Raw genomic sequence first — 21,316 nt, 5'->3', positions numbered from 1 at the left:
CGGCGCGGTCGCCCGCTAAATCCAGGAATCGTCCCCGCCACCGCTGCCGCCGTCGTCGAAGGACGAATCGTCGTACGATGCATCGTCAGCCGGCGGCGGATCGGGGTCGTAGGACGCGTCCTGCGCGGCATCCGGCGCCGTGTCGCCCTGCGGTCCCTGGTCGTCGCCGTAATAGTTGTTGTTGATCACGGTCTCGTTGATCGTCTCGCCGCCCAGAGGCTGGGCCATCGCCGTGCCGAAGGGGCCGGGCGAATGGTGCAGCAGGGAGGAGATGGCGCTCGCCGCCAGCATGCCGCCGGCCACCCCCGCGGCGGTCTGCGCCGCGCCGGCGAAGAACCCGCCGCCGCGCGGGGCCATGCCCGGCTGCGGGAAGGGGGGAGGGCTGTATGGCTGCTGCGGATAGGCGGCACCCGGCGCGGCACCCCAGGGGCTGCGGCCGGCAACCGGCTGTCCCTGTGGCGGCTGTCCTTGCGCCGGCTGTCCTTGAGGCGGCTGCGGATCGGACGGGGCAGCGGGAGGTTCGGCCCCACGGCCCCAGGGGCTGCGGCCGATGCCGAGCGCGTTCGACAGGAAGCTGCCGCCGGATTGCGCCGGCTGGGCCGGGCGGTCGCGCAGTTGCCGCTCCAGTTCCTCGATCCGGGTCTGGGCTGCGGTCAGCGCCTGCTGCTGCACCAGCACCGTCTGCGCCATGTAATAGGACGACAGCGGCTGGTCCTGGACCGACCGGCGGATGAAGTCCTCCGCTTCGGCGTCGCGCGGCTGGGATTGCTGCTGCGTTTCCACCTCGCGCAGGCGGTGGAACAGGTCGGACAGAAGCGTGCGTTCCTCGGGGGTCATCGACGTCTCCTAACATGGCGCCCGTCGCAAGGGGCGCCACCCCATGATGTGGAGTCACCATCCCCCACCGGACAAGTCCCCAGTTGGGCGGCCCCGCTCGCGAAGGCCATTCTGCCGCCCGACGCGGCCTTGGTCATTTCGTTCCAGAATATCTGCAACATCACGCAATCGCGCCAGCAACTTGCCGAACATTCCGAACGCGGTTCTTCAGACGCCGGACTGTTGGCCTGACCATTGTGGGAATAGAGGCGGCTATATCGGCTATGGCGTCGCCAGCTTAACATATGACATTGACGGGGGTGCCTTTTTCCAGGCCGATAGGCCACATTTGTGATGCGACCGCCCGGCGGCGCCGGTTGTGAAGCCGAGACCAAGAATGAACAGGCGCCGAGCGATGGTGGAACTGACCGACCTGGAGCGCGATGCGCTGACCGAGTTGGTGAACATGGGGGTCGGTCGCGCCGCCACCCATCTCAGCCGCATGGTCAACGACCAGGTCCTGCTGTCCGTGCCGACCGTGGACATCGTCAGCCGGCAGGAGGCGTCGGATTTCCTGACCGCGCGCGAACGCCACGGGCTGGTGGCGGTGGAGCAGCAGTTCCAGGGCTCCTTCGACGGCCGCGCCATGCTAATCTTTCCGGAGGCCAACAGCCTGGAACTGGCCCGCGCGGTCCTGGGCGGCGAGCTGACCCTGGCGGAGATCGTGGATCTGGAGCAGGACGCCCTGGCCGAGATCGGCAACATCATCCTGAACGGCTGCCTGGTGGTGGTCGCCAACGCGCTGAGGGACCGGCTGACCATCTCGCTGCCGGCGGTTCTGCGCGGCGACGGCGCCAACATCCTGACCGACAAGGCCGGAGGCGCGGACGAGCTTGTGCTGTTCCTCTACATCGATTTCACCATCCGCAGCCGCAGCATCCGCGGTTACATCGCCCTGCTGATGGGGGTATCGTCCCTGCAGTCGCTGAAGCAGCTGATCCACGCCTTCATCGAAGGCATCGCCGCCGAAGAACCCTCATCCGCCGGAACGTCGCATGGCTCCCAGATTGCCTGAACAACCCACCTGGGCGCTCGATGTCCTTGGCGCGCTGGATGCGGGCATCCTGCTTCTGGACCGCCATTGCCGCGTCCTCTACTGGAACGGCTGGATGGAGCAGGCCTCCACCCTGACGGCCCGGGAGATCCTGGGGCACGACCTGTTCGATGCCCTGCCGAACCTGCGTGAATCTCGCCTGCACATCGCCGTGCGCGACACGCTGGCCACAGGCGCGCCCGGCGTTCTGTCGCACACGCTGAACCCGATGCTGTTCCCGCTGCGCCTGCCCGACGGGCGACGGATGGTCCACAATGTTGTGATCCGCCCGCTGCCGTCCAACGCGTCGTCGCCCCATTCGCAGTCGGCCGGCAGCGAGGCGCGCTGCCTGATCCAGGTGACCGACGTCACCGCATCGGTGAACCGCGAACGGGTGCTGCGCGAACAGCGCGACGCCCGTTACCGCGCCATCGTCGATACCGCCCCCGACGCCATCATCACCACCGACACCCGCGGCATGGTGCAGTGGATGAACGGCACCGCCACCCGCCAGTTCGACTACCGCCCGGACGAGCTGATCGGCCAGAGCGTCACCGTGCTGCTGGGCGACGACGCGCCCGACTGGATCGCCATGGCCGAGCGCAGCGGACCGGGCGCCGCCGGCATGGACGCCGCCACCCAGCCGGTGGAACTGTCTGGCCGACGCCGCGACGGCGGCCACATCGATCTCGAACTGTCGATGGCGCGCTGGGAATCGGAAGGGCGCAGCTTCATCACCGGCATCCTGCGCGACATCACCGAACGCCGCCGCACCCGCGAGGAACTGCGGACCAGCGCGCTCGCCATGCGCCAGCTGGCCGAACAGACCAAGGCGACACTGGACGCGCTGCCGGCCTTCATCGCCGTGCTCGACCGCTCCGGCCATATCGTCTCGGTCAACCGCGCCTGGGCGGAAGCCGGGCCGGAGACCAGCTTCCTCGGCCAGGGCTGCATCGTCGGCGACAATTACCTCGATCATTGCGGCCGGGGGGAAACCGCCGACCCACGCGCCGACAGCGTGATGGAGGGCTTGCGCACGCTGCTGAACGAGGGTGGCCCGCCGGTGTCGGCCGAATATGTCACCAACACCCAGCACTGGTTCCGCTGCCTTGCCGCGCCGATGCCGGCCGGTCCCTTCGGCGGCACGGTCCTGATGCACATCGACGTGACGGAGATCAAGTCGATGGAGGCGGCGCTGCGCAAGCTGGTCGGCCAGAAATCGACCCTGCTGCGCGAGGTCAACCACCGCGTCAAGAACAGCCTGCAGCTGGTGTCCAGCCTGCTGACGCTGCAGACGCTCAGCCTGCCCGACGAAGGGGTGCGGGTGCATTTCCAGGATGCCCGCAGCCGCATCGAGGCGATCGCCCGCGTCCACAACCGCCTTTATCAGGCCGACCAGTTCCAAACCATCGAGTTCGGCACCTACCTGAACGAACTGTGCGAGGATCTGGCGCGTGCGTCGGGCGGCGACAGCATGTGCGACATCGTCGTGCGGTCCGACGTGATCGACCTGCCGATCGACCATGCCGCACCGCTCGGCCTGATCGCGAACGAGCTGATCACCAACGCGGTCAAGCATCGCGGCAACGGTCCGGCGCGGGTGACGGTGACCTTCATGCGCGAGGCCGACGACCTTGCCCTGACCGTTTCCGACCGCGGCCCCGGGCTGCCGTCCAACTTCGACATCCGCAAGAGCCGCAGCCTGGGCATGCGCCTGGTCTCCAGCCTCGCCGGCCAGATCCGGGCCAGCGTCGACATCGACACCACGCCGCAGGGCACCACGTTCCGCATCGAACTGCCGGTGCCGGACGAGGTGCCGCTTCTCGAAGCGACGTCCACCGAGGAGATCGGGGGATGAAGATCCTGCTGGTGGAGGACGAGGTGCTGATCGCGCTGGAACAGCAGCTCTATCTGGAGAATGTCGGCCACAGCATCATCGGCCCGGCGATCACCGCGACGGAGGCGATGGAGATCGCCGCGGCCGACAGGCCCGATCTGGCGCTGGTCGACGTGCATCTGGGCATGGGCACCAACGGCATCGACGCCGCGCGCGGGCTGACGAAGCTGGGCGTGCCCTGCCTGTTCATCACGTCGTTCCGCGACGAACTGAAGAAGGACGGTCCGCTCACCGGCATCGGCTGTCTGCCCAAACCCTTCACCGAAAGCGGCCTGATCGCCGCCGTCGACGTCGCCCGCGCGATCCTGGCGGGGGAGACGCCGCGCAACGTGCCGCAGACGATGGAACTGTTCGTGTGAGGGGAGGGAGCGACCCCCTCACCCCGCATCCGGAAAATCAGCGCCCAGCGTCGTCTTCTCCCAGGCGTCGATCTCGTCCAGCACCGAGTGCAGCTTGCCGCGCACGCCCTCCAGCGCCGGGCGGCCGAGCACGAGACGGAGCGGCGGATTCTCGGCCATCACTGCGGTGATGATCGCCTCCGCCGCCCGCACCGGATCACCCGGCTGCTTGCCGCTGTAGCCGGAAATCTGCTTGCGCCGCGCGCCGGAGGTCTGCTCGTAATCGTCGATCCAGGTCGCCGACTGCTTCAGCGACCGCCCGGCCCAATCGGTGCGGAACGGTCCGGGCTCGACGATCAGCACGCGGATGCCCAACGGCGCCACCTCCTTCGACAGCGACTCCGACAACCCCTCCACCGCGAACTTGGTGGCGGCGTAATAGCCGGAGCCCGGAAAGCCGACCATGCCGCCCTGGGAGGAGATGTTGACGATATGGCCGGCGCGGCGCGCCCGCATCCCCGGCAGCACCGCCCGCGTCACGGCGGCCAACCCGAAGACGTTGGTCTCGAACATCGCGCGGATCTCCGCATCCTCGCCTTCCTCGATGGCAGAGAGGTAGCCGTAGCCGGCATTGTTCACGACCACGTCGAGGCGGCCGAACGCCTCTTCCGCCTCGCGGACGGCGCGGGCGACCTGGGCCTGGTCGGTGACGTCGAGCGCGATGGCGCGTCCGCGGTCGCCGTGGCCGGCCAGCAGGTCGTCCAGCTTCCTAGGGTCGCGCGCGGTCGCGGCGACGCGCCAGCCCTTCTCCAGGACCAGCCGCGCCAGTTCGCGGCCGAAGCCGGTCGAACAGCCGGTGATGAACCAGACGGGCGTGTCGGTGGTGGTCTGTGCCATGACGACTCCTGCGGTCTCTCGTGATGCGCCGCTGCCGGCGAACTGAGTTGGTCGCCAGGGACATACGCCGCCGCACCGGCGCGGCCACCCCACCTTTCGGTAAGGAGAGTGGTCCGCTCAGCCCCCGATCCGGCGGATCGGCTCCGGCTCCGACTGCTGTTCGAACAGGCGGCGGTAGAGCCCACCCGGCCGGTGGAGCAGGGCGGCGTGGCTGCCTTCCTCCACCACCCGGCCCTGGTTGAAGACCAGGATGCGGTCCAGCGTGCGGACGGTGGACAGGCGGTGGGCGATGATGATGGCGGTGCGGCCCTGCATCAGCCGTTCGATCGCCTCCTGGATCAGCGCCTCCGATTCCGAATCCAGGCTGGAGGTCGCCTCGTCCAGGATCAGGATCGGCGCGTCGGCCAGGAAGGCGCGGGCCAGCGCCACCCGCTGACGCTCGCCGCCCGACAGCTTCACGCCACGCTCGCCGACCAGCGTCGCATAGCCCTTCGGCAGGCGGGCAATGAAGTCGTGGGCGTTGGCGAGCTTGGCCGCCCGCTCGATCTCCGCCATCGACGCGCCGGGCCGGCCATAGGCGATGTTCTCCGCCAGCGTGCGGTGGAACAGGATCGGCTCCTGCGGGACGATGGCGATCTGCGAGCGCAGCGACTGCTGGGTCGTCGCCGCGACCTCCTGTCCGTCGATCAGCACCCGGCCCTCGGTCACGTCGTACAGGCGCTGGATCAGCTTGACGAAGGTGGTCTTGCCCGACCCCGACGGCCCAACCAGTCCGACCCGCTCCCCCGCCTTGATGGTCACCGACAGGTCGCGGTAGAGCGGGGTGGTGTGGCCGCCATATTGGAAAGTGACGCGATCGAAGCGCACCTCGCCCGCCCCGATGCGGATCGGCGTCGCGTCCGGCCGGTCCTCCACCCCCAGCGGTTCGGCGTGGATCGCCACCAGCTCCTCCATCTCGTTGACGGAGCGCTGGAGGTGGTTGATGTGCATGCCGATGTCGCGCAGATAGCCGTGCACAACGAAATAGGTGGTCAACACATAGGCGACGTCGCCCGGCGTCGCCTGCCCACGCCACCACAGCCACAGCGCGGTCGCCACCACGCTGCTGCGGATCAGCAGCAGAACCACCAACTGCACGGTGCTGTGGCGGGTGTGGCGGGTCCAGGTGCGGTGGGTGCGGCGGCTCCATTTGTCGACGACGCCGGCCAGCCGGTCGTCCTCGCGCGGCTCGGCGCCGAAGGCCTTGACCACCGCGTTGCAGCCGATGGCATCGGCCAGCGTCCCGCCCAGTTTCGTATCCCAGGCGTTCGACAGCCGGGCGGCCGGGGCGATGTAGAGGGTGGAGAACATCACGGTCATCGCGATGTAGACCGCGGTGCCGAGCGCGATTACCAGCCCCATCGCCGGCCAATGCAGCCCCAGCGTCACCATCGTGCCGATCAGCACGACCAGCGACGGCCACAGCGCCAGCAGCAGCGTGTCGTCCAGCGTGTCGAGCGCCCACATGCCGCGGGTGATCTTGCGCACCACCGACCCGGCGAAGCTGTTGGCGTGCCAGTCGGTGGAAAAGCGCTGGATGCGGTGGAAGCTGTCCTGACCGACATCGGCCATGATGCGCAGGGTGAAGGGGATGACGCCGCTCCAGGCGAGATGGCGCATCACCACCATGCCGACGCCCAGCGCCACCATGGCGCCGAAGGCGGTCAGCGCCGCCTGCAGCGCCGCGTCGCGGTCACCCGGCAGCAGGGTCAGCGCATCGACCAGCCGGCCGGCGAACAGCGGCATGAAGACGTCGGCCAGCGTCGACAGGGCGATGGCGCCAGCGATGCCGACGGCCAGCGGGGTCTGGCGGCGCCAGTGACGGAAGGTGAAGGCCAGAACGCTGCGGATGGCGTTCGGGCGCGGGGTGCGTTTCGACAGAGCCATGGGTTCCAACCGGGGCAGGGCCGGCCATAAAGGCGGCGGCGCCGTTGGGGAATGGGGAATGGTCGCGGTGCGCGGCTTGAGGCAGCCGGCGCGAAACTTAATGCGGCAATGATCGCCCTCTCTCCCCCGGGGAGAGGGAGGGGACCCACGAAGTGGGGAGGGTGAGGGGGATGCACCGCGTATCTTCGCGAGAATCCTCGCCGCGCATTCCCCTCACCCTGACCCTCTCCCCAGGGGGGAGAGGGGAATGGGGCGTGTACCCTTTACCGTCACCGGCCCTTCAAGTTCGTCTGGCGCGGCTTCATGCCGGAAGGCTTGCCTCCAGCCCCAGCCGGCTTCGCCCCCGGCGGCTTGCCAACCGGCGGCACCACGCGGCGGCCCTGGCCGGCCTGCTGGGTCAGGAAGGACTTACACTTCGGCCCCTTCTCGCGCGGCTTGGCGGTGGCACCCACCGGCTGCCAGGCCGGGATCAACTGCTCCTCACCCGGGCCGATCAGGTCCTCGCGGCCCAGGCGCTTCAGCGCATCGCGCAGGATCGGCCAGTTCTCCGGATCGTGGTAGCGCAGGAAGGCCTTGTGCAGGCGGCGCTGCTTCAGCCCCTTGGCCGACGACACCAGCTCCGACCCGACGCGGCGCACCGGGCGCAGCGGGTTGCGCTCGCTGTGGTACATGGCGGTCGCCAGCGACATCGGCGAGGGCAGGAAGGTCTGCACCTGATCCGCCTTGAAGCCGTTCCGCTTCAGCCACAAAGCGAGGTTCATCATGTCCTCGTCCGTGGTGCCAGGGTGGGCGGCGATGAAGTAGGGGATCAGGTAGAGCTTCTTCCCCGCCTCCTTCGCGGCCTTCTCAAACATCCGCTTGAACTCGTCATAGGCGCCCATGCCGGGCTTCATCATCTTCGACAGCGGACCCGGCTCGGTATGCTCCGGCGCGATCTTCAGATAGCCGCCGACATGGTGGGTCACCAGCTCCTTCACATACTCCGGGTTGCGGACGGCGAGGTCGTAACGCAGCCCCGACGCGATGTGGATCTTCTTCACCCCCGGCACCGCGCGGGCCTTGCGGTAGAGCTGCACCAGCGAGGAATGGTCGGTGTTCAGGTTCTTGCAGATGTCCGGGAAGACGCAGGACGGGCGCCGGCAGACGGATTCCGTCTCCTTGTCCTTGCAGGCGAGGCGATACATGTTGGCGGTCGGCCCGCCCATGTCGGAGATGACGCCGGTGAAGCCCTTGGTCTTGTCGCGGATATGTTCGATCTCGCGCAGGATGGAGCCTTCCGACCGGCTCTGGATGACGCGCCCCTCGTGCTCGGTGATCGAGCAGAAGGAACAGCCGCCGAAGCAGCCGCGCATGATGTTGACCGAGAAGCGGATCATCTCCCAGGCCGGGATGCGCGCATCGCCATAGGACGGGTGCGGCGCCCGCGCATAGGGCAGGTCGTAGACGCCGTCCATCTCGTTGGTTTCCAGTGGGATCGGCGGCGGGTTCAGCCAGACATCGCGGTCGCCGTGGCGCTGGACCAGCGCACGGGCGTTGCCGGGGTTGCTCTCCTGGTGCAGCACGCGGCTGGCATGGGCATAGAGCACCTTGTCGGCCGTCACCTGCTCGAAGCTGGGCAGCCGGACCGCCATGCGGTCGGCCCCGGCGGCGCGCGGCGATACCGGCGCGGACAGATCGTCGATGGAGCTGCTGTCGACCACCGTCCAGCCTTCCGGCAGGGAAGACCGCATGATCGCGGTGCCGCGGATGTCGGTCATCGCCTTGGGCGATTCCCCCTTCAGCGACCGCTGGGCGATCTCGATGATGGCGCGTTCGGCATTGCCGAAGACCAGCATGTCCGCCTTGGAATCGACCAGGACGGAGCGGCGGATCTTTTCGCTCCAATGATCGTACTGGGCGATGCGGCGCAACGACGCCTCGATGCCGCCCAGGACGATGGGCACGTCCTTGTAGGCTTCGCGGCAGCGCTGGGAATAGACGATGACGGCGCGGTCCGGCCGCTTGCCGCCCTCGTCGTTCGGCGTGTAGCTGTCGTTGTGGCGCAGGCGGCGGTCGGCCGTGTAGTGGTTGACCATCGAATCCATGTTGCCGCCGGTCACGCCCCAGAACAGCCGCGGCTTGCCGAGGATCTTGAACGGCTCCGCACTGCTCCAGTCCGGCTGGGCGATGATGCCGACGCGCAGCCCCTGTGATTCCAGCAGCCGGCCGATGATGGCCATGCCGAAGCTGGGATGGTCGATATAGGCGTCGCCGGTGACGACGATCACGTCGCACTGGTCCCAGCCCAGCCGGTCCATTTCCGCACGCGACATCGGCAGGAAGGGCGCCGCCTTGGGGCGCACGCTCCGGTCCGGGCGGTGGGCGAACAGGTTGGGGGCCGCGAGCATCGCGTTCTCCGGGTCTCTATCAACAATGCGGATGGATAAGCCGACAGTCTTACCCTGTCGTCCGCCAAATTCCCACCGCTGATAACGCAGCGGAGCAATGGGACATTGTGCGGGGTGGCGCGACAGCTATGTGGGACGCCCCACAGCCGGTGCAAGGGCCGGCCATGGGGGCCGGCCATGGGGGTTGGGCACGGGGAAGGCCAGGGTGCCGTTCAGGCGGCGACACCGTCCGGCCCCGCGGCCCGGCCATTGCGGCGCGCCACCACCCAACCGATCAGCGCACCGGCCAGCAGCACCAGCGCCGCGATCAGGAAGGCGGCACCCGGCAGCGGGAACAGCGCATCGCTGCCCACCGACGCGGAATAGACCGCCCCGAAGAAGACAGGCGACAGGATGCCGGCGACGCTGGCCACGCTCATGTTGGCGCCCTGCAGCTGACCCTGTTCGGACGGGCTGACCCGCTGCGTCATCAGCGACTGAATGGTCGGCATCGCCAGCCCCCACAGCGCGTTCGGCAGGATGGAGAGCGCGAACCAGCCGCCATCCGGCGCCAGCCCCATGCAGGCCAGCCCGACGGCTCCGCCGAACAGGCCAACGACCATCGTGCCGCGGTCGCCCAGCCATTTCACCATGCGCGACACCACCAGCCCCTGCATGACCATGTCGAGCGCGCCGACCACCGCCAGCAGAAGTCCGACATCCCAGGCGCTCCAGCCATAGCGGTGCGCGGCATAGAGCACGAAGACGGCGGGGAAGACCTGATGGGAGACATGAAGCATGAAATTGACCATCGACAGACCCGACAGTTCCGGGTGCGACCGCAGCAGGCGCAGCGCCCCGAACGGGTTGGCCCGGCGCCAGGAAAAGGCCATGCGGCTTTCCGGCGGCAGCGATTCCGGCAGCACCACCAGACCATAGAGGAAGGCCAGCCCGCTGAGCAGGCCCGCCCCCCAGAAGGGTGCCCGCGGCGAGATTTCGCCCAGCAGACCGCCCAGAAGCGGACCGGCGATGAAGCCGGCGCTGAACGCGGCGCCGATCAGGCCATAGGCGCGCGCCCGCTGCTCCGGCGGCGTCACGTCGGCCATATAGGCGAAGACGGTGGTGAAGCTGGATGAGGTGACGCCGGCGACCGCCCGCCCAACCACCAGCCACCACAGGTTCGGCGCCACCGCCATCAGCACATAATCCGCCGCCAGCCCCAGTGCCGACAGCAGGATCACCGGCCGTCGCCCGAAGCGGTCGGACAACGACCCGATCACCGGGGAGCAGAAGAATTGCATCAGCGCCAACAGCGCGATCAGCGCACCATTGATGGTGCCAGCCTGGGCGTCGGCTCCGGCAAACTGCTCGATCAACGCCGGCAGCACCGGAATGACGATGCCCATCGCGACGATGTCGAGCGCCGCGGTGACGAGAATGAAGGCCGTCGCGGCCTTGCGCGGACGAAGAACGGGAGACATGGAAAAGACCTTCAGGAACAACGAGGTTTAAGGCGCCCGAACAGGGCGCGGGCGTGCCCCGGCCGGAGAGGGCAGGCCGGGCGGCATCGCGCAATGAAGCATCATCATAGGATGCGCGCAGCCTGTTGTGAAGCGAAATATTTCCGATAGCGGATATGTTTTGCCGACGCACGCGGTGAGGTCGGCTTGCCGATCACCGCCATCGGCAACCCCCTGTATGCGCTGATCGCTTTGTCACCCCTCCAGGGTGCGTTCGATCCGGCGGTCAGGCACCAGCCACAACAGGATCACCAGGACGTACAGCAGGATGGACAGCCATTGCAGGATGAAGGCCGCCGGAATGGCCAACACATAGATGGCTAGGCTGATCTTGCCCTTCAGATCGGATCCGACGGCACGGGCCACGGCCGACTCCCGGCCGCCGCAGGCGATGATTGCATGTTCGGTCAGGCTGTAGCCGACCGCCGCCATGCCGAGGACGACGCCATAGGCCGCCGTCGCCACCGGCGAGAACGAACTATCGTCGAGCCAGCGGATGACGAAGGGAACCAGAGACAGCCAGAACAGCAGAAAAAGATTCGCCCATAGAACCCGCCCGTCGATCCGCGTGGTCGCCTGCAACAGGTGATGATGGTTGTTCCAGTACAGTCCGACATTGATGAAGGACAAGCACATAGGCCAGCAGAATGGGAACACGCTCCGCCAGTGCGGCGAGGCTGCCGTCAACCGGCACCTTCAACTCAAGCACCATGATGGTGATGACGATCGCCAGCACCCCATCGGTGAACGCCTCCATCCGGCCGGCCTTCATGATCGATCTCCGGAGCGTCAGGCCGCTGCCGGCGCGGCGGCAACGGGGTGAAGCGCGCAGACAGCGGTGCCGGCCAGCACCAAAGCCCCCACGACGACCAGGGGAAGCACCAATCCGCTCTGCATCACCATGACGGCGCCGATGGCGGCCCCGAGAAAGATCGCAGCCACGCTCGCCAACCGCCGGCCGAGGTTGACGTTCGTCCCGCCGGCGAGGCTGGAATCGGCGGCCAATCCGGTCACGGTCAGGGTCAGAACCGTCGTGGTCAGGTCGGGAACCTTCAATTGCCGGACGGTCCCGTTGCGGAAGCCCATGGCGAACCCGGTCAGGGCGATGATCGCATAGATGCCGAACGCCCTGGATTGCACCGCGGCATTCAGGTCGGCATCGAAGCCGGCAGCGACGACCGCCGCGATCTAGAACAGCGACGTTTCGAACAGCGCCGAGGCCAGCAGCCAGTGCCGCATCGGCCGCCCGGCCAGCGTCCTGCCGAGCCGGCCGGCGATCAGGGCGCCGACAAGGAAGGAGACCAGCGCCGTCACCGCCGGCATGACCAGGAAGCCCGGCGTCCCCACAGCGGCGAAACCGAGAAAGACGATGTTGCCGGTCATGTTGGCGGTGAAGACCTTGCCCAGCCCAAGAATGCTGATGGCGTCGACCAGCCCCGTCGTCACCGACAGGAGAAGCAGAAGCCATGGCAGGGGAGAAGTGCCGCTCGCGGCCGGTGCGGACATTGCCGTCGCCTTCCCAATGTTTTCATGTGGGTGGAGCGACAAAGTCGGGCATCAACCCGGCGCCGGTCTTGTCGGTTCGCGGCCGGTTTGGAAAATTCTGCACATCCTGCCGATGCGGGAGGGATATCAGCAGCGACAACGGCACCTTGGTGACGCAAATCTGATGAAGAACTGACAGTTCTATGTTGCGCTGGACTGACATTTTAGCTTTGCGCTTACACACAAGAAACACATAACTTTGATTATGGAAATCGTAATCGCCTGCGTCTATGCCGACACCCACCTGAAGGTGTTACAGTCGTGAATAGGCAGCGGCGTACCGTAAGGGATGCCGGGTGGCCTTCGGGTCCGTGGGGCGTGTTTCCCTCCCCAGCCGCTGCCGACTTCCAACACCTGAAAGACAAAATGCCGCCGGACCTCCACAAAAGCGGAAAGGACCGGCGGCGCAAAACGTCAGCCGAAGCGGCCGGTGATGTATTCGGACGTCTTTTCCTTGGTCGGGTTGGTGAAGATCTCTTCCGTGTTCCCGAACTCGATCAGCTCGCCCAGATACATGAAGGCGGTGAAGTTGGAGATACGGGCCGCCTGCTGCATGTTGTGGGTGACGATGGCGATGCAGTAGTCGGACCGCAGCTCGTCGATCAGTTCCTCGCACTTGGCGGTGGAGATGGGGTCGAGCGCCGAGGTCGGCTCGTCCAGCAGCAGGACCGACGGCTTCACCGCGATGGCGCGGGCGATGCACAGGCGCTGCTGCTGGCCACCGGACAGGCTCATGCCGTTCTGGCGCAGCTTGTCCTTCACCTCGTCCCACAGCGCGGCGCGGCGCAGCGAGAACTCCACCCGCTCGTCCATGTCGGCACGGGACAGCTTCTCGTACAGCTTCACGCCGAAGGCAATGTTGTCGTAGATCGACATCGGAAACGGCGTCGGCTTCTGGAACACCATGCCGACGCGGGCGCGCAGCAGGTTCAGGTCCTGCTTGGGCGACAGGATGTTGTGGCCGTCCAGCAGCACCTCGCCGGTGGCGACCTGCTTGGGATAGAGGTCATACATCCGGTTCAGGATGCGCAGCAGGGTCGACTTGCCGCAGCCCGACGGGCCGATGAAGGCGGTGACCTGACGGTCGTACAGCGGCAGCGAGATGCTCTTCAGCGCCCGGTAGCCGTCATAGAAGAAGTCCAGGTTGCGGACGCTGATCTTCTCGGGCAGGCCGGCACCGGCGATCGGACGGTCGGCGGCGGTTCCGCCCATCATGCTGGGGGGCATCTGGCGGCTGCCGTGGGCGGGGCTGTTGGCGTCCATGTGGGTCATCGTCATGGTTACTTTCTCGTCGTGCCGAGACCGGCCAGCAGCCGGGCGCCGATGTTGAGGAGCAGGATGGCGACCGTGATCAGCAGCGCGCCACCCCAGGCCAGCTGGCGCCAGTCCTCATAGGGCGACATCGCGTACTGGAAGATGACCACCGGCAGGTTGGCCATCGGCGCGTTCATGTCCGCGCTCCAGAACTGGTTGTTCAGGGCGGTGAACAGCAGCGGCGCGGTCTCGCCGCTGATGCGGGCGACGGCCAGCAGCACGCCGGTGATCATGCCGTTGCGGGCGGCACGGTAGGCCACCATGGTGATGACCTTCCACTGCGGCGCGCCCAGGGCGGCGGCGGCCTCGCGCAGGCTGTTCGGCACCAGCTTCAGCATGTCCTCGGTCGTGCGGACGACGACCGGGATGACCAGCACCGCCAGCGCCATCGCGCCGGCCCAGGCCGAGAAATGGCCCATGCGGACGACCAGAACCTCGTAGACGAACAGGCCGACCATGATCGACGGCGCGCTCAGCAGCACGTCGTTGATGAAGCGCACCACTTCGGCCAGCTTGGTGCCACGGCCGAACTCCGCCAGATAGGTGCCGGCCATGACGCCGACTGGCGTGCCGACCAGCGTCGCGACCGTGGTCATGATGACGCTGCCGAAGATGGCGTTCAGCAGACCGCCCTCCCCGCCCGGCGGCGGCGTGTTCTCGGTGAACAGGCTGAGATTGATCGCCGACAGCCCGTTGTAGAGCAGCGTCCACAGGATGGCGACCAGCCAGAACAGGCCGAAGCCGGCGGCGCCCAGCGCCAGGGTCAGCGCCAGCTTGTTGGCAATGCGCCGGCGGTGATACAGCCCCCCGATGGGGGTCGCCAGCGTCGCGGAATTGGACATCGTCATGGGCCTCAGACTCCGGCCTTGCGCTGCAGGCGCAGCAGCATCAGCTTGGCGATCGACAGCACGGCAAAGGTGATCAGGAACAGGATCAGGCCCAGCGCCACCAGCGAGGAGGTGTAGACGTCGCCCACCGCCTCGGTGAATTCGTTGGCGATGGAGGCCGAGATTGTCGTGCCCGGCGCCATGATCGAGGAGCTGATGCGGTGCGCGTTGCCGATGACGAAGGTGACCGCCATCGTCTCGCCCAGCGCACGGCCGAGGCCCAGCATGACGCCGCCGACCACGCCGGTGCGGGTGTAGGGCAGCACCACGTTCCACACCACTTCCCAGGTGGTGGCGCCCAGCCCGTAGGCGGACTCGCGCACCATCGGCGGCACCGTCTCGAAGACGTCGCGGGTGATGGAGGTGATGAAGGGCAGCACCATGATGCCCAGGATCAGGCCGGCGGTCAGGATGCCGATGCCGTAGGGCGGGCCCATGAACAGGTTGCCGATGCCGGGGATCTGGCCCAGCGTGTTGATCAGGAAGGGCTGGATGGTCGACTGCATGAAGGGGGCGAAGACGAACAGGCCCCAGATGCCGTAGATGATGCTGGGAATGCCGGCGAGCAGCTCGATGGCGACGCCGAGCGGGCGCTTCAGCCAGGCCGGGCACATCTCGGTGATGAACAGCGCGATGCCGAAGCTGACGGGAATGCCCACGGCCATGGCGATGATGGAGGTGACCAGCGTGCCGTAAATCGGGGCGAGCGCGCCGAATTGCTCTGACACCGGGTTCCAGACTTCGGTTGCGACGAAACCGAAGCCGAACGTGCGCAGTGCCGGAAGCGCGCCGTCGATCAGGGAAACCGTGACGCCGCCCAGGATCAGCAGGACGAGCAGCGCGAATGCGAGGGTGGCGTTGCGGAAGGCCGCATCCTGCAGGCGCTGGCGGCGGGCCCGTCGGGCAGTGGAGGCGTGTGCGTCGGTCAAGGTCAGCGCGATCTCGGTCATGGCCGCTCCGTGAGGCGTGCGGTGGGAACGGCGCAATTTCCGTTCCCACCGGCGATCATGCCCTCGGGCGAGCCGGCCGGCGGCCCACCCGAGGTCGGTTGGCCGTGGTTACTTGGCCGACGCGGTCCAGACCGGCTTGCCGTCGGCCTGGATGGTCTGCGACCAGGTCTTCTGGACCAGCGACACCACCGAGTCCGGCATCGGGACATAGTCCAGCTCGGCAGCCATCTTGCCGCCGTTCTTATAGGCCCAGTCGAAGAACTTCAGCGCTTCGCCGGAAGCCGAGGCGTCCTGCGGGTTCTTGTACATCAGGATGAAGCTGGCGCCGGTGATCGGCCAGCTCTCCGCACCCGGCTCGTCCGTCAGCAGGACGTAGTAGCCCTTGGCATTGGCCCAGTCGGCGTTGGCGGCGGCAGCCTGGAAGGCCTCGATCTTCGGAGCGACGGTCTTGCCGTCCTTGTTCTGCAGGTCGAGGTGCGTGATGTTGTTCTGCTTGGCGTAGGCGTATTCGACGTAGCCGATCGAGCCGTCCGTCTGCTTGACCATGTTGGCCACGCCTTCGTTGCCCTTGGCGCCGATGCCGGCCGGCCACTGGACGGAGGTGTTGGCGCCGATCTGGGTCTTGAACTTCGGGCTGGTCTTCGACAGGTAGTCGGTGAACAGGAAGTTGGTGCCCGACCCGTCAGAGCGGTAGACCGGGGCGATGGCGGTGTTCGGCAGGTTGACGTTGGGGTTCAGCGCCTTGATCTGCGCGTCGTTCCACTTGGTGATCTCGCCCATGTAGATGTTGGCGAGAACGGTGCCCGACAGCTTCACTTCGCCGGACTTGATGCCCTTCAGGTTCACGACCGGAACGACACCGCCCATGATCATCGGGAACTGGATCAGGCCGGCCTGCTCCAGCTCTTCCGGCTTCAGCGGCATGTCGGAGGCGCCGAAGGTGACCGTCTTGGCCTTGATCTGCTTGATGCCGCCGCCCGAACCGATCGACTGGTAGTTCAGGCCCGTGCCCGTCTCCTTCTTGTAGGCGTCGGCCCACTTGGCATAGATCGGGTACGGGAAGGTGGCACCGGCGCCGGAGATGTCGGCGGCCGAGGCGACCGACAGCGGGGCGACCGACACGGACAGAGCGGCCAGGGCACCGAAGGCGGCGCAACGAACGAACGCCGAAGTCATGGTTTTCACGGCAAAACTCCCGATAGGTTTGGACGGTGTCGTTGGGTTGGAGAAATGCCCGGCCTCGGCCGGACGTCGTAACCCGCCTTCTTCGTCGCGGTGACCATAGCCGCCGCCAGTGACGGGTTTGTTTTGTTTACGTGTCAGTTTTATGAAACCGACCCGTTCTTGACCGAAGCCGCACGCTCATCGCGCGGCCCGGATTTCCTGAAGGAACAGATGCACGGCGGAGCCGAGGCTGGTCGCCTCGTGCGACAGGCTTTCCGCCACCTGCAGCACGTCGCCGGCCTGGGCGCGCACCTTGGCCGCGGCCTCCGACAGGCCGGCGACATGGTCCGACGCCGCCTGCGTGCCGACCGCGACGCGGTGGGAGCTGTCGACGATGCTCGACGTGATGGTCGCCTGTTCCTCCACCGCCGCGGCGATGGCCGAGGCGTTGGATTCGATGCGCTGGACGCTGCCGGTCATGGTCGCCACCACCTCCGCCGTTTCGCGGCTGGCCGCCTGGGTCGCGGCGATCTGGCGGGCGATCTCGGCCGTGGCCTGGGCGGTCTGGCCGGCAAGGGCCTTCACCTCCCCCGCGACCACCGCGAAGCCGCGGCCCATCTCCCCTGCCCTCGCCGCCTCGATGGTGGCGTTCAGCGCCAGCAGGTTGGTCTGGCCGGCGATCTCGTCGATCAGCCCGACGACGGTGCCGATCTCACCCGCTGTGCTCGACAGGTCGGCGACGGTGGCCTTCACCTGCTCCGCCCCGGCGGCGGTGTCGCCGATGATCCGGGCCGATTCCCCGGTGCGCTTGCTGATCTCGGCGATCGACTGCGAGATTTCCGACGCGGCGGTCGCCACCTGCTGGATCCCCGCCGCCATCTCGCCGGACAGCTGCATGGCGGCCTCGGCGCGGTCGTTGGCATTGGCGGCGATGTCGGTCAGCGAGCGGGCGCGGGCGGCCATGACGCTCGCGGCCTCGGCCAGGGTCTCGACGCTGCTCAGCACGTTGCGTTCGAACTGGTCGGCGATCTCCAGCATGCTCGTGCGGCGGGCCGACGCGGCGTTGCGGCGCTCGACCTCCACCTTCTCATGCGCCTCTTCCATGGCGCGGGCATTGGCGATGAAGACGAACAGGGCGCGGGCCATGTCGGTGATCTCGTCGTTGCCGTCGGCCTTCTGCTCCACCGTCAGATCGCCGTCGGCGACCCGGCGCATGGCGTCGGCGAGCGCCTCCATCCGGCCGACGACCCGGCGCCCGACATAGAGCGAGACGATCAGCCCGGCCAGCAGCACACCGGCCGTTGCCAGCAGGATCTGGATTTCGTTGGTGCGTTCCAGCGCGTCATGGGCGGCGGCGGCACCGGCGGCGGTCGCCCGCTCGGCCGATTGGACCAGCCCATCGACCATGGCGGTCAGGGTGGCGCCGGTGCTGCGGTTGCTGTCGATCAGCGTGGCGTTCTCGGCATAAGCCGCCAGTTCGCCGCTGCGCAGAGCCAGGATGCCGTCATCGCCGAAGCCAAGCGCCAGCAGCCGCTCCGCCAGCCGGCGGACCTCCGCGCCCAGATCGTCGTTCGAGTCCTTCAAGGTGGCGCGGATCGTCGCCGCCAGCGGATCGAGCGTGCGGCGTGCGGTGGTCAGGCGGGCCGGCGTTTCCGCATTGCCGGCCTCGGCGAGTTTGCCGGCCAGCAGATTGGCATCGGCCATCAGGCCGCTCAGCACGGTGTAACGGTGCTGGGCCGCCGGCACGACGTTGGTCGACAGGTCCTGCATCCGGTCGGCAATGGCGTTGCCGGCCTCGGCGATGCGGCCGCGCGAATTCAGCATCAGCGGCAGCATGCGGGCGTTGGCGTCGCGGTCCAGCCGGACGATGTCGTCGACGCCGGCCGCCAGCGATTCGGCCAGCTTGTGCGCCTCCGCCTCCGGAATGCCGGGGGTGAGTTGGCGGACGCGGCGGGTGTAGACGCTCTTGTCGCCGTCACCGTACGCCGCCAGCTCGTTGATCGCTGCGACCACCGGAGCCGCCGCCTCGCTCTTCGCCAGCGGACGCAGCGCGCCCTGCAGGTCGGACAGCGCGGAGTCGAAGTCGGTGGACAGCGACATCACCTTCGACCGGTCGGTCTCGAAGGCACCGATCAGCAGCGATTTCGCCAGGGCGGCTTCCGCCCCGCGCAGTTGGAACAGTGGGATCACCGTCTGCCCCAACTCGGCGCCGATCACCGCGGAGGATTGCGAGGTCGCCTCCACCATTGCGGCGATCGCCTGGGCCAGCTGTTCGCGCGAGGCCTGCATGTCCGGCTTCAGCGCGGCGAGCAGCTTGGCATGAATGTCGCTCAGCTCCGCCAGCCGGCCGCTGCGCTGTTCCTGCAGGGTGAGCCGCCGGCCGGTGGCCGTCCCCAGCGCGTCGATGGTGCCGAGCAGCGAGCGGGCGGTGCCGGTCAGTTCCGCAACGCGATCCGCATCGCCCCCCGTATGACTATACCCGTCCGCCAGCCGGACGAGCTGCCCGTCCAACGCCCCGCGCTGCTCCGCCGCGGCGGCGCGCAGCCGGGCCAGATCCTCCTCGGAGGTCGCGGCGTCGATCAGCGGCCCCAGCGCCAGCACCCGCGCCGTCGTGGTGGCGAGGCCATGGGCGGCACTGAGCACCGGCACCTGCGTGCCGGTGATGTCGGCGACATGGCCGCGGACGGCGCCGTACGACATCCAGCCCACCACCGCCGCGATGCAGGGAAGTGCCGCCACGGTGCCGAAGGCGATCAGCATCTTCGACTTGATGCCGGACCGCCGGCGCTGGTCGACTGGCTTTGCCATATGGGCCACCCGTGGCTTGGAGGTTGTCCGTGCCGCGCCCGCGGTTCTCCGCGGACCGGCGGCGCCATGGGTAGCCCTTCTGGTTGGATGAATCGGTGACGGTTGGATGAAGTTTTCGCGACGCACAATCGAAAGAGTGCCGGACGGGTGAAATCTTCCGTCGTCCAGACGGTCATGGTGAATCGAACGTAAACGGCGGCGAATAGAAAAGCGGCGCCCGACCCTGCCGGACGCCGCTCTACTGCACGTATCCCGCGTAAGAGCTTAGGCCTGCGGCCGGCGTTACACCGGCGGCGCCGTCCGCCGCAAGCTCTCACGGTCGGAGGCATTGGCATACCACGCGGTCAGCGCCGGCCGACCCTCGCGCCAATCCTCATGCCCGAAGCGGAAATCGAGGTAGCCGAGCGCCACCAGCACCGCCAAGCTGCCGATGGTGGCCTCGCCGTCCAGCGACGCGGCCTCGGCCTCCAGGAGATCGAGCGAGCGCGCGACCGCCTTGCGCTGGCGTTCCATCCAGTTGGCGGATTTCTCGCCATCCGGACGCATGGATTCCAGCCGGCGCAGGATGGCGGCGTCGCAGATGCCGTCGGCGATGGCCTGCAGCCGCAGCGCAGTCCAGCGGGCCGGGCCGGCGTTGGGAAGCAGCGGCGCCCGGTCGCCCAGCGAATCGAGATACTCGACGATCACCGGGCTGTCGAACAGCGTGGTGCCGTCTTCCAGCGTCAATGCTGGCACCTTGCCCAGCGGATTGTCCTTGGGCAGGTCGGTGTCGGCCGACCAGGGATCGGTCGTCACCCGCTCCACCCGGTCCTCCAGCCCGCGTTCGATCAGCACCATCATCACCTTGCGCACATAAGGCGAGGTGGCGCTCCAGCGCAGCTTCAACATGGACGCTCCTTACGCTTCGGTTTGGCCGCTTCTGAGTGGCCACTTCGGTTTGGCTGACGACAGGCTAGCGGCAGGCCGGATCGCCGGTCCACCGCCGGGCCGGCAACCCTCATCCCCGGAAATGGTCCTTGCGCCGGCGCAATTCGGCGAACACCTCCACCGACGGGGCGCCGGACATGCCGATGGCGGACTGGACGCCGGGATCGTCGGCGCGCAGGAAGGGGTTGGTGCGGCGTTCCATCCCGATGGTGGTGGGAATCGTCGGCTGGTTCCGCTCGCGCAGGGCCGCGACCTCCTCCATCCGCTGGTGCAGGGCGGCGTTCTCCGGATCGACCGTCAGGGCGAAGCGGCCGTTCGACTGGGTGTATTCGTGGCCGCAATAGACGCGGGTCGAATCGGTCAGCGCCCGCAGGCTCTGCAGCGAGTCCCACATCTGGGCCGGCGTGCCTTCGAACAGCCGGCCGCAGCCGAGCGAGAACAGCGTGTCGCCGCTGAACAGGGTCTCCGCCGCCTCGAACCAGAAGGCGATATGGCCACTGGTGTGGCCGGGCACCGTGAAGACGCGGGAGGTCTGTTCGCCGAATACCGTGCGGTCGCCGTCGCTCAGCATCACGTCCAGGCCGGGAATGCGGTGGGCGTCGGCGCGGGCGCCAACCACGCTGGCGCGATAGCGGGCCTTCAGCGCCTCAGCGCCGCCGATATGGTCGTCATGGTGATGGGTCAGGAAAATGTGGGTGAGGGACCAGCCGCGCCGCTCCAATTCGGCCTGCACCGGGGCGGCGTCGCCGGGATCGACTACGCCGACCTTGCCGGATGCCGCGTCGCGCAGCACATAGATATAGTTTTCGGCGAAAGCCGGAACGAGAATGACCTCCACGGCAGCGGACTCCCTGCTGTTGCGATACGA

Annotated in this window: 16 protein-coding genes and 1 pseudogene; 3 read left to right on the top strand and 14 right to left on the bottom strand. The window is 67.6% G+C overall.

Going from position 1 to position 21,316, the window contains the following annotated elements:
• Nucleotides 1-15: 15 nt before the first annotated feature.
• Nucleotides 16-837: a DUF2076 domain-containing protein gene (locus tag TSO5_RS07910; RefSeq protein ID WP_109151082.1), complete on the bottom strand. Its 822-nt coding sequence runs from the start codon at nucleotides 835-837 to the stop codon at nucleotides 16-18.
• A gap of 376 nt (nucleotides 838-1,213) precedes the next feature.
• On the opposite strand from TSO5_RS07910, the gene TSO5_RS07905 reads away from it, so the two are divergent.
• From TSO5_RS07905 to TSO5_RS07895, 3 genes are read left to right on the top strand one after another with little or no spacing between them, the layout of a single operon-like run.
• Nucleotides 1,214-1,891, top strand: a complete 678-nt coding sequence (locus TSO5_RS07905; protein WP_247870637.1) for a chemotaxis protein CheX — start codon at nucleotides 1,214-1,216, stop codon at nucleotides 1,889-1,891.
• On the top strand, nucleotides 1,872-3,767 hold the full coding sequence (locus TSO5_RS07900) for a PAS domain S-box protein (RefSeq protein ID WP_109151081.1): 1,896 nt from the start codon (nucleotides 1,872-1,874) through the stop codon (nucleotides 3,765-3,767). The genes TSO5_RS07905 and TSO5_RS07900 overlap by 20 nt, the downstream gene beginning before the upstream one ends.
• Nucleotides 3,764-4,165, top strand: coding sequence for a response regulator (locus tag TSO5_RS07895; protein ID WP_109151080.1), 402 nt, complete (start codon nucleotides 3,764-3,766; stop codon nucleotides 4,163-4,165). The genes TSO5_RS07900 and TSO5_RS07895 overlap by 4 nt, the downstream gene beginning before the upstream one ends.
• A gap of 18 nt (nucleotides 4,166-4,183) precedes the next feature.
• Here TSO5_RS07895 and TSO5_RS07890 read toward each other — a convergent pair whose 3' ends face one another.
• From TSO5_RS07890 to gloB, 13 genes and pseudogenes are all read right to left on the bottom strand, one after another.
• Nucleotides 4,184-5,041: an oxidoreductase gene (locus TSO5_RS07890; RefSeq protein ID WP_109151079.1), complete on the bottom strand. Its 858-nt coding sequence runs from the start codon at nucleotides 5,039-5,041 to the stop codon at nucleotides 4,184-4,186.
• A gap of 117 nt (nucleotides 5,042-5,158) precedes the next feature.
• Nucleotides 5,159-6,967: an ABC transporter ATP-binding protein gene (locus tag TSO5_RS07885; RefSeq protein ID WP_109151078.1), complete on the bottom strand. Its 1,809-nt coding sequence runs from the start codon at nucleotides 6,965-6,967 to the stop codon at nucleotides 5,159-5,161.
• Nucleotides 6,968-7,236: 269 nt separating this feature from the next.
• Nucleotides 7,237-9,354 (bottom strand): YgiQ family radical SAM protein, encoded by a 2,118-nt coding sequence (locus TSO5_RS07880; protein WP_109151077.1) that lies wholly within the window; start codon nucleotides 9,352-9,354, stop codon nucleotides 7,237-7,239.
• Nucleotides 9,355-9,566: 212 nt separating this feature from the next.
• On the bottom strand, nucleotides 9,567-10,814 hold the full coding sequence (locus TSO5_RS07875; RefSeq protein WP_109151165.1) for a TCR/Tet family MFS transporter: 1,248 nt from the start codon (nucleotides 10,812-10,814) through the stop codon (nucleotides 9,567-9,569).
• Nucleotides 10,815-11,048: 234 nt separating this feature from the next.
• The gene (locus TSO5_RS07870; protein ID WP_282183497.1) at nucleotides 11,049-11,483 is read right to left on the bottom strand and encodes a TMEM175 family protein; all 435 of its coding nucleotides are present in this window, start codon (nucleotides 11,481-11,483) and stop codon (nucleotides 11,049-11,051) included.
• A gap of 159 nt (nucleotides 11,484-11,642) precedes the next feature.
• Nucleotides 11,643-12,359: pseudogene (locus TSO5_RS07865) on the bottom strand (YoaK family protein).
• Nucleotides 12,360-12,812: 453 nt separating this feature from the next.
• A complete protein-coding gene (pstB, locus tag TSO5_RS07860; protein WP_282183496.1) occupies nucleotides 12,813-13,676 on the bottom strand; it encodes a phosphate ABC transporter ATP-binding protein PstB in 864 nt (287 codons plus the stop codon).
• Between the two features lie 2 nt (nucleotides 13,677-13,678).
• Nucleotides 13,679-14,560, bottom strand: coding sequence for a phosphate ABC transporter permease PstA (gene pstA / locus TSO5_RS07855; RefSeq protein ID WP_109075036.1), 882 nt, complete (start codon nucleotides 14,558-14,560; stop codon nucleotides 13,679-13,681).
• A 5-nt stretch (nucleotides 14,561-14,565) separates the two neighbouring features.
• Nucleotides 14,566-15,549: a phosphate ABC transporter permease subunit PstC gene (pstC, locus tag TSO5_RS07850; RefSeq protein WP_109151076.1), complete on the bottom strand. Its 984-nt coding sequence runs from the start codon at nucleotides 15,547-15,549 to the stop codon at nucleotides 14,566-14,568.
• Nucleotides 15,550-15,657: 108 nt separating this feature from the next.
• Nucleotides 15,658-16,725: a phosphate ABC transporter substrate-binding protein PstS gene (gene pstS / locus TSO5_RS07845; RefSeq protein ID WP_109151075.1), complete on the bottom strand. Its 1,068-nt coding sequence runs from the start codon at nucleotides 16,723-16,725 to the stop codon at nucleotides 15,658-15,660.
• Nucleotides 16,726-16,911: 186 nt separating this feature from the next.
• Nucleotides 16,912-19,521, bottom strand: a complete 2,610-nt coding sequence (locus TSO5_RS07840; protein ID WP_247870636.1) for a methyl-accepting chemotaxis protein — start codon at nucleotides 19,519-19,521, stop codon at nucleotides 16,912-16,914.
• Between the two features lie 282 nt (nucleotides 19,522-19,803).
• The gene (locus TSO5_RS07835) at nucleotides 19,804-20,409 is read right to left on the bottom strand and encodes a glutathione S-transferase N-terminal domain-containing protein (RefSeq protein WP_199230832.1); all 606 of its coding nucleotides are present in this window, start codon (nucleotides 20,407-20,409) and stop codon (nucleotides 19,804-19,806) included.
• A 109-nt stretch (nucleotides 20,410-20,518) separates the two neighbouring features.
• Nucleotides 20,519-21,286, bottom strand: coding sequence for a hydroxyacylglutathione hydrolase (gene gloB / locus TSO5_RS07830; protein ID WP_109151074.1), 768 nt, complete (start codon nucleotides 21,284-21,286; stop codon nucleotides 20,519-20,521).
• Nucleotides 21,287-21,316 lie beyond the last annotated feature (30 nt).

It is taken from the genome of Azospirillum sp. TSO5, from assembly GCF_003116065.1.
Lineage (GTDB): Bacteria > Pseudomonadota > Alphaproteobacteria > Azospirillales > Azospirillaceae > Azospirillum.
The sequence above is the reverse complement of the archived record's forward strand: the minus strand, read 5'-3'. Positions and strand labels throughout refer to the sequence as shown.

Excerpts from the sequence above, each read along its gene's own strand:
- TSO5_RS07885 (WP_109151078.1), bottom strand. The coding sequence starts at position 6,967 with ATGGCTCTGTCGAAACGCACCCCGCGCCCGAACGCCATCCGCAGCGTT.
- pstS (WP_109151075.1), bottom strand. The coding sequence starts at position 16,725 with ATGACTTCGGCGTTCGTTCGTTGCGCCGCCTTCGGTGCCCTGGCCGCT.
- pstC (WP_109151076.1), bottom strand. The coding sequence starts at position 15,549 with ATGACCGAGATCGCGCTGACCTTGACCGACGCACACGCCTCCACTGCC.
- TSO5_RS07875 (WP_109151165.1), bottom strand. The coding sequence starts at position 10,814 with ATGTCTCCCGTTCTTCGTCCGCGCAAGGCCGCGACGGCCTTCATTCTC.
- TSO5_RS07840 (WP_247870636.1), bottom strand. The coding sequence starts at position 19,521 with ATGGCAAAGCCAGTCGACCAGCGCCGGCGGTCCGGCATCAAGTCGAAG.
- pstA (WP_109075036.1), bottom strand. The coding sequence starts at position 14,560 with ATGACGATGTCCAATTCCGCGACGCTGGCGACCCCCATCGGGGGGCTG.
- TSO5_RS07890 (WP_109151079.1), bottom strand. The coding sequence starts at position 5,041 with ATGGCACAGACCACCACCGACACGCCCGTCTGGTTCATCACCGGCTGT.
- TSO5_RS07835 (WP_199230832.1), bottom strand. The coding sequence starts at position 20,409 with ATGTTGAAGCTGCGCTGGAGCGCCACCTCGCCTTATGTGCGCAAGGTG.
- TSO5_RS07895 (WP_109151080.1), top strand. The coding sequence starts at position 3,764 with ATGAAGATCCTGCTGGTGGAGGACGAGGTGCTGATCGCGCTGGAACAG.
- TSO5_RS07905 (WP_247870637.1), top strand. The coding sequence starts at position 1,214 with ATGAACAGGCGCCGAGCGATGGTGGAACTGACCGACCTGGAGCGCGAT.
- pstB (WP_282183496.1), bottom strand. The coding sequence starts at position 13,676 with ATGACGATGACCCACATGGACGCCAACAGCCCCGCCCACGGCAGCCGC.
- TSO5_RS07910 (WP_109151082.1), bottom strand. The coding sequence starts at position 837 with ATGACCCCCGAGGAACGCACGCTTCTGTCCGACCTGTTCCACCGCCTG.
- TSO5_RS07880 (WP_109151077.1), bottom strand. The coding sequence starts at position 9,354 with ATGCTCGCGGCCCCCAACCTGTTCGCCCACCGCCCGGACCGGAGCGTG.
- TSO5_RS07900 (WP_109151081.1), top strand. The coding sequence starts at position 1,872 with ATGGCTCCCAGATTGCCTGAACAACCCACCTGGGCGCTCGATGTCCTT.